The sequence below is a fragment of the Thermosynechococcus sp. PP555 genome, assembly GCF_031583225.1.
In the GTDB taxonomy this organism is placed as follows: Bacteria; Cyanobacteriota; Cyanobacteriia; order Thermosynechococcales; family Thermosynechococcaceae; genus Thermosynechococcus.
In genome coordinates this window covers 2,609,063-2,621,156 of the sequence record NZ_CP134168.1, presented here as the reverse complement: position 1 = coordinate 2,621,156, position 12,094 = coordinate 2,609,063, and the positions used below count along the sequence as shown (strand labels likewise).

At 54.6% G+C, this 12,094-nt stretch carries 14 protein-coding genes; 3 read left to right on the top strand and 11 right to left on the bottom strand.

The window, feature by feature from the left end:
- Nucleotides 1-6 precede the first annotated feature (6 nt).
- Nucleotides 7-243, bottom strand: a complete 237-nt coding sequence (locus tag RHH27_RS12890; protein ID WP_206200467.1) for a hypothetical protein — start codon at nt 241-243, stop codon at nt 7-9.
- Nucleotides 244-503: 260 nt separating this feature from the next.
- Between RHH27_RS12890 and aspS the strand changes: the two genes are divergently transcribed.
- A complete protein-coding gene (gene aspS / locus RHH27_RS12885; protein ID WP_206200466.1) occupies nt 504-2,309 on the top strand; it encodes an aspartate--tRNA ligase in 1,806 nt (601 codons plus the stop codon).
- Here the strand turns inward: aspS and RHH27_RS12880 are convergent.
- Genes RHH27_RS12880 through RHH27_RS12865 form a run of 4 tightly spaced genes read right to left on the bottom strand, consistent with a single transcriptional unit; the run spans nt 2,306 to nt 5,934 of the window.
- Nucleotides 2,306-2,728 (bottom strand): gamma-glutamylcyclotransferase, encoded by a 423-nt coding sequence (locus RHH27_RS12880; RefSeq protein WP_206200465.1) that lies wholly within the window; start codon nt 2,726-2,728, stop codon nt 2,306-2,308. The two genes, aspS and RHH27_RS12880, sit on opposite strands and share 4 nt — an antisense overlap.
- 39 nt (nt 2,729-2,767) lie before the next feature.
- Entirely contained in the window at nt 2,768-3,409 is a 642-nt protein-coding gene (locus RHH27_RS12875) for a MarC family protein (protein WP_206200464.1), read from the bottom strand.
- A gap of 25 nt (nt 3,410-3,434) precedes the next feature.
- Entirely contained in the window at nt 3,435-3,854 is a 420-nt protein-coding gene (locus RHH27_RS12870) for a hypothetical protein (RefSeq protein ID WP_206201709.1), read from the bottom strand.
- 34 nt (nt 3,855-3,888) lie between these two features.
- A complete protein-coding gene (locus tag RHH27_RS12865) occupies nt 3,889-5,934 on the bottom strand; it encodes an NAD(P)/FAD-dependent oxidoreductase (RefSeq protein WP_206200463.1) in 2,046 nt (681 codons plus the stop codon).
- Nucleotides 5,935-6,046: 112 nt separating this feature from the next.
- On the opposite strand from RHH27_RS12865, the gene RHH27_RS12860 reads away from it, so the two are divergent.
- Complete coding sequence (locus RHH27_RS12860; protein ID WP_206200462.1) at nt 6,047-6,316, top strand: hypothetical protein; 270 nt, start codon at nt 6,047-6,049, stop codon at nt 6,314-6,316.
- Here the strand turns inward: RHH27_RS12860 and ruvC are convergent.
- The 4 genes from ruvC to psb29 are packed head-to-tail and all read right to left on the bottom strand — an operon-like array spanning nt 6,266 to nt 9,351.
- Nucleotides 6,266-6,745 (bottom strand): crossover junction endodeoxyribonuclease RuvC, encoded by a 480-nt coding sequence (ruvC, locus tag RHH27_RS12855; protein ID WP_206200461.1) that lies wholly within the window; start codon nt 6,743-6,745, stop codon nt 6,266-6,268. The genes RHH27_RS12860 and ruvC overlap by 51 nt on opposite strands.
- Before the next feature lie 5 nt (nt 6,746-6,750).
- Entirely contained in the window at nt 6,751-7,938 is a 1,188-nt protein-coding gene (locus RHH27_RS12850) for an NAD(P)/FAD-dependent oxidoreductase (RefSeq protein ID WP_302678471.1), read from the bottom strand.
- Nucleotides 7,939-7,949: 11 nt separating this feature from the next.
- The gene (locus RHH27_RS12845; protein ID WP_206201708.1) at nt 7,950-8,696 is read right to left on the bottom strand and encodes an HAD family hydrolase; all 747 of its coding nucleotides are present in this window, start codon (nt 8,694-8,696) and stop codon (nt 7,950-7,952) included.
- Nucleotides 8,683-9,351 (bottom strand): photosystem II biogenesis protein Psp29, encoded by a 669-nt coding sequence (gene psb29, locus RHH27_RS12840; RefSeq protein ID WP_302677349.1) that lies wholly within the window; start codon nt 9,349-9,351, stop codon nt 8,683-8,685. The genes RHH27_RS12845 and psb29 overlap by 14 nt, the downstream gene beginning before the upstream one ends.
- 71 nt (nt 9,352-9,422) lie before the next feature.
- Between psb29 and RHH27_RS12835 the strand changes: the two genes are divergently transcribed.
- Nucleotides 9,423-9,788 carry a DUF309 domain-containing protein gene (locus RHH27_RS12835; protein WP_302678470.1) on the top strand — a complete coding sequence of 122 codons (366 nt, stop codon included), beginning with the start codon at nt 9,423-9,425 and terminating at the stop codon, nt 9,786-9,788.
- 13 nt (nt 9,789-9,801) lie between these two features.
- Here the strand turns inward: RHH27_RS12835 and RHH27_RS12830 are convergent, their stop codons facing one another.
- Nucleotides 9,802-11,607, bottom strand: a complete 1,806-nt coding sequence (locus RHH27_RS12830) for a DNA polymerase III subunit gamma/tau (protein ID WP_302678469.1) — start codon at nt 11,605-11,607, stop codon at nt 9,802-9,804.
- Between the two features lie 125 nt (nt 11,608-11,732).
- Nucleotides 11,733-11,993, bottom strand: coding sequence for a TM2 domain-containing protein (locus RHH27_RS12825; RefSeq protein ID WP_206200456.1), 261 nt, complete (start codon nt 11,991-11,993; stop codon nt 11,733-11,735).
- Between the last annotated feature and the right edge of the window lie 101 nt (nt 11,994-12,094).

The window sequence follows — 12,094 nt, the reverse complement described above, 5'->3', positions numbered from 1 at the left end:
GGTTCCCTAGGGGCAGTCGACCCTAGCTTGCAGCACCTGCTCTCTTGCCACATCGCGGATTAACGAGAGACGCGAGGAAATGTAGCGTTCCAGATGATAGCGCTGGTTATGCTCTAAAGGATAAACGTCACTAAACTGCGTCACCAGCCACCCCTGTAGGGCGTGATCATCCATACTCAACAATCGTCCCACCTGTACTTGCTCAACAAAGTGCCAGAACTGCCGGAGGAGAGAGGGGGTCATACTTGCCCTCCTTTTAAGGTTTTCTTTAGATTTTACCTATCTACTACCATACGTTGCCCCTCGGAAATTGGGGCGCAATCTGCTGAAGCTGCAACTAAAGTTAGGGAATCCACATGAAGTCCTGCAAACTTCTGTTGCGATTTCTAAAGTGCAGCCCTCCTGCAAACCTGTGATTCTTTGGGGATGCTCCGCTAACGGTAGGGCGGTGAACCGCTAAAATAGTAAGGCTTTACCAACATACTCACAAATCATTGGGGTCTATGCGCACACACTACTGTGGCGATGTTCGGCTAACGGATGTCGGAACAACCGTCACCCTCTACGGTTGGGTGGATCGGCGGCGTGATCATGGCGGCGTGATCTTTATTGATTTGCGCGATCGCTCCGGCATTGTCCAAATTGTCAGTGATCCCCAGCGCACTCCCGACTCCTATGCTCAAGCCGATCGCCTGCGCAGTGAGTATGTGGTAAAAATTGTTGGCCGTGTCAGCAAGCGCCCTGCGGATTCGGTGAACCCAAAATTGGCCACGGGGGACATTGAGATCTACGCCGATCACATTGATGTCCTCAATACGGTGCGCCAGCAACTGCCCTTTGCCATCTCCAGCACCGAGAATGAGCCAGTGCGGGAAGAGGTGCGGCTGCGCTACCGCTATCTTGATCTACGGCGGGAACGGATGGCACGGAATTTGCAGTTACGCCATCGCGTTGTCCAAGCCATGCGGCGCTTCCTCGAGGATGAGGCGGGCTTTATTGAGGTGGAAACTCCTATTCTCACCCGCTCGACGCCGGAGGGGGCTCGCGATTATCTAGTGCCCAGTCGCGTGAATCCGGGAGAATGGTTTGCCCTCCCTCAATCGCCGCAATTGTTCAAGCAGTTGTTGATGGTGGCGGGGTGCGATCGCTATTACCAAATTGCCCGCTGCTTTCGCGATGAGGACTTAAGGGCCGATCGCCAGCCAGAATTTACGCAACTGGACATGGAAATGAGCTTCATGGATCAGGATGAAATTATTGATCTCAACGAAGCACTCATCTGCCACATTTTCAAAACCGTGAAGGGCATTGATCTGCCGCGCCCCTTTCCCCGCCTGAGTTACCAAGAGGCCATGGATCGCTATGGCACCGATAAGCCCGATACCCGCTATGGCCTTGAACTGGTGGATGTCTCCGATATTCTGAAAGACTCTGGTTTCAAAGTTTTTAGTGGCGCGATCGCCCAAGGGGGCGTGGTGAAAATTTTGCCGATTCCCAATGGTAACGACCGCATCTCGAACGTGCGCATTAAACCCGGCGGCGATCTCTTCCAAGAGGCCACCACTGCCGGCGCCAAGGGGCTGGCTTATATCCGTGTTCGCGACAACGGCGAGATTGACACCATTGGTGCCATCAAGGATAACCTCTCCCCAGAGCAGAAAGCCACGCTCTTAGAGCGCACGGGTGCCGAGCCGGGGCATCTCCTCCTGTTTGGGGCAGGGGATACGGCAACGGTGAATAAAACCCTTGATCGCCTGCGCCAGACCATTGCCCGTGAATTTGACCTCATTGATCCGACGGCAACCCATCTGCTGTGGGTGGTGGATTTCCCCATGTTTGAGTGGAATGCCGAAGAAAAGCGCCTTGAGGCCTTGCACCATCCCTTTACGGCACCCCATCCCGCCGACCTTGAGGATCTCAAAACTGCCCGTGCCCAAGCCTACGATCTGATCTTCAATGGCTACGAAGTGGGCGGCGGCAGTCTGCGCATTTATCAACCGGAATTGCAGCGGCAAGTTTTTGAAACCATCGGCCTTGATGAGACGGCTGCCCAAGAAAAATTTGGCTTCCTTCTCGAGGCCTTTGAATTTGGTACCCCTCCCCACGGGGGTATTGCCTATGGCCTAGATCGCTTAGTCATGCTCCTTGCCGGCGAAGACTCCATTCGCGACACCATTGCTTTCCCGAAAACCCAACAGGCGCGTTGCCTTCTTACCGGTGCCCCCAGCAGTGTTGAGCCACAGCAACTCAAGGAACTCCATGTGGCTTCCGCCAAGCCCGCAAAAACCACTGCTAAAACCCAAGTCTAGGCACGTAGGTCTGTTGGCCGATTCCACACCCCCTCTAGCAGCCATTCGCCGTTGACATCCCGCACCCGCTCAGTGCTCATCATATAAGCCCATGCTGTGCCCAAAGGTTGATGATTCAAGTCATACACTGGCACCTGTTGGCGATGGTAGGCATTTACTTCGGGAGCCAAGTTCGGATGGTAGCCTTCAAAGGCATCCAGCCGCGCCAATACGCTGGGAGGTGGATCATGAAAGATCAGTAACTCCCCCTGCACCCAACCTTCCTCAGCCGTCAGACCGGGATACCCCATCGGTAGGTGATAAAGGCGACCTCTCACCAGCGCTGATTGATGGGCACTCAGCCAAGGCCGACAGAGGATTTCATGGGGTTGATAGCCGGGTTTAAGGGTGCCATAGACAAAAAGGCGCAATAGGGTCATGTTGAAAATCAATTAGGTTCATGCCATCAAGGGCTTAGTTTAGCGACTTTCACATAGCTTTGTCCTCATCAATTCCAGACTGCCATCGGCGATAAACTGCACAGCGATCGCCAGAATCAGGAATCCGAGAATACGGGTTAATGCACCGACACCCGTTTTGCCCCACTTTTGCATCACAGATTCACCTAACAAAAGACAAAGATAAACTACGCCACTAAACAATCCAATTCCCAATAGACAACCGAGGTACTCTTCCCAAATTTGGCAGCGTGTTGATAACGTCATCGTCACCCCGATCGCCCCTGGGCCACTAATCAACGGAACCGCCATGGGTGTCAATGCAATATCGTCTTTATCAATGGCTTCGGCGTGCTCCTGAAGCGTTAAGCGCTGATGCGAAGTGACCATTTGCCAAGCGGTGTGAGCGACAATTAAGCCCCCAGCAATGCGCACCACTGCTAAGGAAATCCCAAAAAAGCCAAGGATAAACTTACCCACGAGAAAGAAGGTGACTAAAACCGCGAAAACGTTCACGGCCGTTTCTTTGGCTTTCTGCCGACGGTATTTGAGGGGATGTCTAGCTGTTAGGGCACAAAAGACAGGCACTGCACCAATGGGGTCTGCAATTGGAAACAATGCAGCCAAGGTTCCCACCAGAAAGGAGACGGTTGGATGTAGCATTGCCGAAGAGTTGCTGCCCTACAAGTTAAGTATTTAAGACCGCAAGGATTTTTTGACTAATCGAGCGCAGTTGCTGTTGGAGGTCTTCGCTGGGCAGATTGTTACCACTGAATACGCCAGCACCAATACTACTGAACCGCCACTGCTCACTCATATAGCTAAACCCCACGATGTCTAGACCAATGGCACGGCGCTGGGGAGAGTCTGGATCGCAATAGAGGCGAATTTGCAGAAGCAAACTGCGGGCTTGCCAGCGGCGACTCCAGCCCGGTAGGTGAAAACCAATGTCAATTGAATCGGGATCCACTAGGTTGCGGGTATGGGGGTCATCGGCCCAAGGGTGCAGGTCTGCCCGCAGATCCGCATTGCACTGCTTAAAGAGGTGGACGATCGCCCCCAATTTGCTGGCCATCTGCACGGTCACTGCCTGCTCTGCTGCATTCACCGTCATTCTCTCCGCAACACCTTTGTTCCCAAGGTTAACGAGGGGAAACCGCTTGATCAACTCTAGGGGTTGGCAGCGGTGCCAAAGGACGCTCAAGGCGGGGTTGCCCCACAGAGTAGCTCAGGGCATAGCTTTGCACCAAGAGCCAAAACCAAAGTTGTGGTGCCATGGGTTCTAGCCACGGTTGACAACGGCGCACCAAGGGGGGCAGCCAAAAGCCAAAGAGGGCATGGTACAGGGCATCCAAGCTAAAACTGAGGTAGCTTTGCAGCCAGCGCAGCAGATCCCCAACCCCCACCATTTCGTAGATCCACCAAAGGAGGCCGGGGTTTTGCCAAGCAGCTCGCAGTGCCATACGGTTAAAGGGCAGCCAGCCCGCACGGTCTTTGATAAAGCGATCGGCCAATTCGGGGGATTCCTGGGCGAGGATGCCAAAAAAGGTGTTCAACGTGGCATTGACGCGCTCTGGGGGCAGGGGGCGATCGCTGGGCACCATCATTCCCCGTGAAAAGAGCCATGTCACCGCTGTATTGCTCTGATAAGCGCGAATTTGGTTGAGGAATTGCTTTTGCACAAGGTCATGACGCAGGGCGGTGTCCAGTAGATCCGTCAAGCGGGGCAGGTTGCGCACCAGGGAGCCAAAACCAGTAAACACCAAGGGAGACTGGAGTGAGGCGGCATCGCCAATGGCCAAGACGCGATCAAAGGCCACCGCGCGATCGCCCCGGTGGTGGCTAAAGTAGCCGGGGATGTAACCAAAGGTGGGTTTGACCCAAGTGAGTTGATCGAGATCGCAGCGGCGGTACTCCGGCAGGATGGTAAAAAAGTCCTCGTACAGTTCCAGCAAAGAGCCGGGAAACTCTGGCTGGATGTGGTGGTAGTGAAAGAGATAAATGGTGCGCTCTTCCCCCGCTCCCGGAAACAGTTCCCAAATGAGTTGCCGTCCCCGCGAAATATCGCCGTGGCTAAAGAGAACATCGCCATAGTTGCCATCCCAAACCTCTGGGACAATGCCCTTGACGATCGCCCCCACCGTCGGACAGACGCTATCATAGGCACGACCGCCGTTCAGTTGACGGGCAATGGGGGAGGCGGTGCCCATCGCATCAATGAGGACACGGGCGATCGCCTGTCGCTGTTCTTGGGTTTGGCGGTGCTGGGTTTGCAGAACCACACCATTGGGATGAATCGTGGCTGTCTCAAATTCCGTCCAATCCCAAATCTCACCCCCCGCTTGGCGCAGTTTCTCACCGCACAGATGCAGGAATTTGGCCGAGTCAAGGGCAATATTGAGAACCGTCGGGGTGTGCAGTACGGGTGCCCGACAATGGGGAGGACTAGTGGCATCAAAGAACTTGTTAAAGCCATCGCGGTACTCGCGGGCAATCAGGCTCTCAAACTCCGCAGTCGTAAACAAGCCCAAATCAATCAGACTCTGAAATTCCATGCGGGAGATATTCCACTCCCGATTCATGCGGCCAAAGGGCAACCGCTCGATCACCAGAACCCGATAGCCCAACCGCGCCATCACTGCTGCGTGGATCACCCCCAAGGCACCCCCCACATAAACTAGGTCATAGCGAGGGGGATCACAGGGTGTCGTTGCAGTGTGCAAAACAGGAACCGGGGGCGTGGGCTGTTGTACCCCTTGGCGCCAGCGTTGCTCCCACCAATAAACCCGCTCTAAATCCGCCTCACCTTGGGGCATGTGTTGGAAGTATTTCACGGTCAGCGGATAGCGATCGGCCAAAGCTTCAAAAATTGTCTTGCCAGCCGGCCAAGGGGGAAGCGCCTCAGGTTGCAGTGGAAAGGCCAAACGCAAATGCTGTTGAAGGTGTTGGAGACAGGCACGCTCCTGAGGGAAAGGCCGCTCTCCCCAGCGCATCACCTTGAGGTATGTGGTTCGCTGCAAGCTCCACAGGAAAATGGCCAGTTCCGTGGGCGCCTCAGGAACCTGCCAGCAACCCCCGGTCGGTTTTGGCGCAATGGTGCCAATGCGCGGCTCAAAGGTGTGGTGCAGCCAGTGAATCACCGCTGCGGTATCGGGAGTGGGCACCTCAAGGTATAACAGTTCTTGCATTTTGTTTCAAAAGTCCGCTAAGGAGCTTGACAACGGCACGATTTGGCGTAAACTTCACTGTACTAAACAGTTTAAGAGAGTTTACGGTTTCTCAGAATTACCCTGTTGCCCTATGCATTATCCCATTCCAAGGAGTCTCGAAGAAATAGCAGCCCTCAGCCAGCAGCCTGTCAGTGAAGAGGTGGTGGCGGCAGCGATCGCCGGCGTGATTACGATTTGCCGTGCCGAAGGCCACAGTTTGGCACAGGTGCAGGAATGGGTACTCGCCGAGGATGATCTGCTAGATCGCAAAACCCGCCAATGGCTCAGTGAAGCGGTGGCAATGGCTTGGTCAAGTGTCGAGGCAGGGGCAGTGACGACTGGCCGTGAGGGCGATCGCTAGGGCATCGGCAGCGTCATCGGGCTTGGGCAGCGTGCTGAGATTGAGTTCCCGTTGCACCGCCTGTTGAACGTCTATTTTCGCGGCATTGCCATAGCCGGTGAGGGCTTGCTTCACTTGGGGAGGGGTGAATTCCATTAGGGGACAGTGCAGTTGACTCAGGACTAAAAGAATCACGCCCCGCGCTTGAGCAACCACAATCGTATGGCTCATTTTGTAGAAAAAGAGGCGCTCCAAAGCCACTAAATCTGGTTGGAGGGCAGGAATTAACGTGTGCAGATCGCTGTAGAGACTCTGGAGGCGATCGCCCGCGGGCATATCCGCAGGAGTGGTAATCACACCAAAATCACACACTTGGCAGGTGTTGTTCTGCACCTCAATACAGCCATAGCCAAGGGTAGCAAGGCCGGGGTCTAGGCCAAGAATGCGCACACGTTCTAGTTCACGGTGCCGATCAACAGATCCAAAATTGGTTTCGCCATCCAGTTCAGCCCCACCTTCAGTTGATGTTCAAAGGTGGGCATGCGGTAGAGGTAGGCCAGTCGCCGTGCCAAGTAAGCCAGAGGGCCATCGAGGGTCAGTCCTAGCCCTGCCAAGGCGGCGCGATCAGTTCCGAGGGTGAGCATCTCACCGAGATGGGAATAACGACAGGGCAGTAGCGGGCGATCGCTCAGACTGGCCCAAAGATTCCAAGCCGCATAATCCGCCTGTTGAAAAGCCGCCTGTGCCGTATGGGGAATCGGTTGTCCCTGTTCATCTACCGCATCCGCGGCATCCCCAAGGCCAAAAATCTCTGGATGATCAACGACTTGCAATGTGGGCATCACCTGCAGGCGCCCCGTGGAGGTTTTGGGCAAATCAAGGGCAGCAATCACGGGTGAAACGGCTGTACCCACCGTCCATAGGACAATATCAACGGGCAGATCATCCACGCGGTCTTTGTATTGCAGGGAAATCTGATCCGCAGTGACAGCAACCGGGGTTGTTTCTAAATCAATCCAAACCCCCCGCTCTTCAAGGGCACGCAGAGCTGCCTTGCGATTAAATTCTGGAGAAGACTTGAGAATCTCGGTGTTGCGATCCACCAAACGAATGCGCCCGCGGCTGCCCAAGCGCTCCGCTAGTTTACAGGCCAATTCCACGCCACTAGGACCAGCACCGACCACCACCACGCGGATGCGATCGCGATCGGAGCGCTCCCGCCGTTGCAACGCTTCTTCGAGACGGTAGGCATCACTGAGAATTCGGAAGGTCAAGGCATACTCTGCGACACCGGGAATGCTGTTTTTAGGGGTTTCCCCTCCCAAGGCGAGAACCAGTTTGTCGTAGGTGAGCGGGGTGCCCTCAGTCAAGTGCACCGTTTTTTCCTTGAGATCCACAGCGCTCACAGTTCCCTGATGAAAGACGACCGGAGTCTCCTTGAGCAACTCAACAAAGGGCGGGGCAATTTCCCACGCCTGTAGCTCCCCTGTAATTAATTCGTAAAGGAGGGGAGTAAAGACAAAGCGATCGCTCTGATCCACAAGGGTGATCTCTGGAGGCGCAGACCAAGGAAATTGAGCAAGGCGGAGGGCGGTATAAAGGCCGCCAAACCCACCACCTAGAATACAAATTTGGCTTGTCACCGCTGATTCCGTTATGACGCTTTCCCACTCAGTATAACTTGCGCCTCTGAGAGGTCAGCAATTTGTGGCACTGCTCGGGTCTCCTTGATACTTGGATCTGGCAAGAGCGGGCGATCGCGCCGCAGCCAAATCGCTTGCAGACCAGCACCTTGGGCACCGAGGACATCATCCTCCCAACTGTCACCAATGTGCCAAACCTGAGAGGTCGCATAGGGGGTCACCGCCCGCTCAAAGATCAGCCGATTCGGTTTCGCCGCCCCCACCTCACTGGAAATCCACACCTCCTTGAAAAACGGCGCTAACCCCAAGGCCTCGAGGACACCATACAAACGGCTATCAAAATTGGACACCACCCTCAGGGGAATATCCTGCGTTTGCCAATTCTTCAAAGCAGGCAAGACATCCTCATACAGAGACCAAGGTTCAGCCGTGGCATAGTAGGCAAAGACTGGAGCAAAAAACGTCTCAAAATCAGCAAATTGATCCAAGACGCCCGCGCGGCGAAATGTGTCTGCCGCAACCCCTTGCCACCACCGCAATTCTGCCTCTGCCCGTTGTGAAGCCTCAAGATCAGGGAAAGCGCAGGGCGGGGTAGCCCTAAAGGCCTTAAAGAAGGCCACATCTAATGCGGCTGAATCAACCTGAACCCCGACTTCAGCAGCAAAGCGACCATAAACGGTACCCACGGATTCCCGTAGGCCAAAGAGGGTGCCGACCGCATCGAGGGTAATGAGTTGGGGCGGATCAGGCCGGTGCATCGGAACTAGCATCTACAGCGGGTGGGGGAGAGGTCTCCTGAGCACGACGCTTGCGTTCTTGCTCCACAAGTTCTTTCATCAGACTGCGAGCCTGATTGATTTTGTCGAGGTTGCTGCGGTAGAGTTCAAGATCCCGCTTGACTTTCTCGATCGGCAGCTTAATGACGGGAGCCAGTTGATCCAGTGTCTCGTTGAGATTCGTTGTCAGATCCCCCGCCAGCTCCTCAAGGAAGGCATACAGTCCTACCGCATGGAGGCGGCTATATTTGCCCTCGTGGTTGAGGCTGTTGAGGGGGGCACTGGGTTGACCCCTGTTGAGTTCATCGAGGATTTGACTCAAGGGGCGGCCTTGGTACTGTTGCCAACTGGCGGCATCCGCCTGCAGCTGTTGCGGGTTCATTTCCTCAGCCCCGCAGAGGGCATGAAAAATACTGGCGCGATCGCCCTCAGGCTGATACCCCTCCATAAACTGGTCAAAGGCGGTCACGACCCCAAGGGCAAATAGGGGAGAGTAGCGAAAATCTACATTGACGCGCAGCAGGTGGATTTCGACCAGCAGTTCTTCAATAAAGCGACGGTAGATTGAGTGAATCGGTCGCGTGTGAGCTGCATAAAAGGCGCGTTTGGTATCAGAGACAGTTCGAGGATTTTGCACAAGCTCTGCCGATATTCGTTAAAAAATGTCATGATTCTTTACTATTATCGCCCATTGCGCTTTCCCAATCAATGATGCGTCCTGAGCTTGCCCTAGCCATCACTCAATTCAACAGCGGCGAATTCTATGCCTGCCATGACGCCCTCGAAGCCCTCTGGTTAGAGGCCAGTGAACCTGAGCGCACGTTTTACCAAGGTCTGCTACAAATTGCCGTGGCCTGCTATCACCTGAGTCGGGGCAACCAGCGGGGGGCGATCTTGCTTTTGGCAGAAGGGCGGCGTCGTCTAGAGCAGTGTGATCCGAACTTTTGCGGCCTAGATTTGACAGCCTTTTTGACGGCAGTGGCGGCGTTACAGGCGCAGCTTCAGACCCCCCTTGACTCAGAGCCAAAAATTCAGTTGCATCTTGCTGTTGCGCAATCCCTCGATCAAGCCTAGACCCCGACAGCCCTTAAAACTCAAGCTCATCCTCCTCAGAGGCTTCAGCAATTGGGGTGTCTGGACTTTCTCCCTCATCGGGTAAGCGAATAACCACCCCGTTAAAGAATCGTGCCAGTTTTTCGGCAGATTCACGCACAGGATCCGGGGCAGTGGTGAGAGGGGGCGGGGGTGGAGTAGAGGTTGGTTCTATGGGGGGTGGCGGTGGCTCTTCCCGTGGCTGAAAGGGAACGACGACAGCGGAGTGCGGCGGCTCCTTGGCTTTTGGCGCAGGCGTGGTTTTGTGGGGTAGGGGGGCAATCTCAAAGGCGACTTTGATGCGGCGGCCTAGAACTTGGGCAAAGGCGGCTTCAATTTTGGCTTGGTTATTCTTTGTCAGATTTAACAAAGTTTGATTAACAATGCCGATGTGCACCTCGCGATCGCTCATTTGTCGTAGATGACCATGCTGCGAGAGCAGAGCATAGGTGCTCATTTGCATCTGCTGCAAGACCTGTAGTGCCTGTTCCCACACAGGTTCGGTATGATCTGCCCGCGGTTCAGGGGTTGGCTTGGGTTCAGGAGCTGGAGCAACCGTGTCTTTCGTGTCTTTAATTTGAATATGTTTGACTGGTGACTCTGACTCCTTGGGGGGTGCCGCAATCCCTGGGGGGTCAGGCTGAGGGGGCGAGACAATCGTGAGCTTCGGAATGGCAGTAGGCGCTACATTGGGCACACTGGATTGGGGTGCCGTTTCCGTCATCAACCCCAGAATGCTAATTTCCAGCCAGAGACGGGGTTGACTGCTCTGTTTGATTTGGCTTTCACAGGTGCGCAGATGTTGTTGGGCATGCAGAATCTCCTCAACGGACCATCCCTCAGCAACGGCAATCAAAGCCTGCCAAGTTTCTGCTGTCAGGGCTACCAAGTCCTGCCGTTCAGGGACGGTTTTCGCCAAGAGCAAATCACGGTAGAGACTGGCCAGATTTTGCAGAATTGTCAGCGGATCGCGACCCCGTTCTAGTAATTGGCGGGTGTGCTCAAGAACCGCCACCGCATCCCGACGGGCGATCGCCCCCAGCAATTGCCGCAGATCCTGTTCCGGTACTGCCCCAGCCAGTTGCCATACATGTTCTACGGTGATCCGTTCAGGATATAAGCTCAACTGATCCAGCAAGCTTTCAGCATCCCGCAGTCCCCCTTGGGACAATTGCGCCACCAGGGTCAAGGCCTGCGGCTCAATGTCAATTTGCTCCTTATCGGCAATGTGCTGAAGGTGGGCAACCATCTCCCCTAGGGGAATCCGCCGAAAATCAAACCGCTGACAGCGGGAAATAATTGTTGGCAAGACTCGCTGCGGATCTGTGGTGGCAAGGACAAAGACCACATGGGGCGGCGGCTCCTCTAGGGTTTTGAGGAGGGCATTGAAGGCCGACACACTGAGCATGTGGCATTCGTCAATCACATAAACTTTGTAGCGACACTGTACTGGGGCAAATTGTGCCTTCTCAATCAGTTCGCGGATATTGTCCACCCCCGTGTGGCTGGCAGCATCAATTTCAATCACATCTAAGCTGTTGCCGTTGGCCACCTGACGGCAGACTTCACACTGGCCACAGGGATCGGGGGTAGGCTTGGCACTCCTCAGGCAGTTGAGGGACTTAGCCAAAATACGGGCACTAGAGGTTTTACCCGTGCCGCGAGGACCACAAAAAAGATAGGCAGGGGCAATGCGCTCCTTGAGTAGGGCTTGGGTAAGCGTGGTGGCGATCGCCCCTTGACCCACTAGATCTGCAAAGCGTTGGGGACGATATTTGTGATGCAGGGGTTCGTAGGTCACTGCTGGGCTGCAATGGATATGCCAGAAGACGCTGATGGGTAAATGCCACGCATGTTATTCTAACAGGCCAACGATGGCCATAGGCTGACCCCCTGATGCGCCTGCGATGGAACCAGCCCTAGGATCTAAAACCAGCCTTTTTTGTTAGCAATGTATGTTCTGTGAAATTCTTGATCACTTTTGGTCAGGTAAATAATGCCCTCAATGAGGCCAATAATGGCTATGACAGGGGCAAGCAGGCCACAGGTCAAAAGACTCACCAGTAGCATGATCAAGCCCTCCGTGTTGTAGCCGAGAACAAACTTGTGAATGCCCAAGGCACCCAAGAGAATACCGCAAATGCCGGCTGCAGTTTTTTTCCCTGAAATATCGGAATTCGAGGTCATTGTCCCTTCCCCAATGGTTATTTTTGATACAGCGCGATCGCGCTCTCTTGACCTATATCCTTCAGGGTTTCAGGGGAACCGTCAAGGGGTGAGTAGGCAGT

Bases quoted from the DNA above. Each gene is read 5' to 3' on its own strand.
- RHH27_RS12880 (WP_206200465.1), bottom strand. From the start codon at position 2,728: ATGACCCTATTGCGCCTTTTTGTCTATGGCACCCTTAAACCCGGCTAT.
- RHH27_RS12890 (WP_206200467.1), bottom strand. From the start codon at position 243: ATGACCCCCTCTCTCCTCCGGCAGTTCTGGCACTTTGTTGAGCAAGTA.
- RHH27_RS12825 (WP_206200456.1), bottom strand. From the start codon at position 11,993: ATGACCTCGAATTCCGATATTTCAGGGAAAAAAACTGCAGCCGGCATT.
- RHH27_RS12860 (WP_206200462.1), top strand. From the start codon at position 6,047: ATGCATTATCCCATTCCAAGGAGTCTCGAAGAAATAGCAGCCCTCAGC.
- RHH27_RS12835 (WP_302678470.1), top strand. From the start codon at position 9,423: ATGATGCGTCCTGAGCTTGCCCTAGCCATCACTCAATTCAACAGCGGC.
- RHH27_RS12865 (WP_206200463.1), bottom strand. From the start codon at position 5,934: ATGCAAGAACTGTTATACCTTGAGGTGCCCACTCCCGATACCGCAGCG.
- RHH27_RS12875 (WP_206200464.1), bottom strand. From the start codon at position 3,409: ATGCTACATCCAACCGTCTCCTTTCTGGTGGGAACCTTGGCTGCATTG.
- aspS (WP_206200466.1), top strand. From the start codon at position 504: ATGCGCACACACTACTGTGGCGATGTTCGGCTAACGGATGTCGGAACA.
- RHH27_RS12845 (WP_206201708.1), bottom strand. From the start codon at position 8,696: ATGCACCGGCCTGATCCGCCCCAACTCATTACCCTCGATGCGGTCGGC.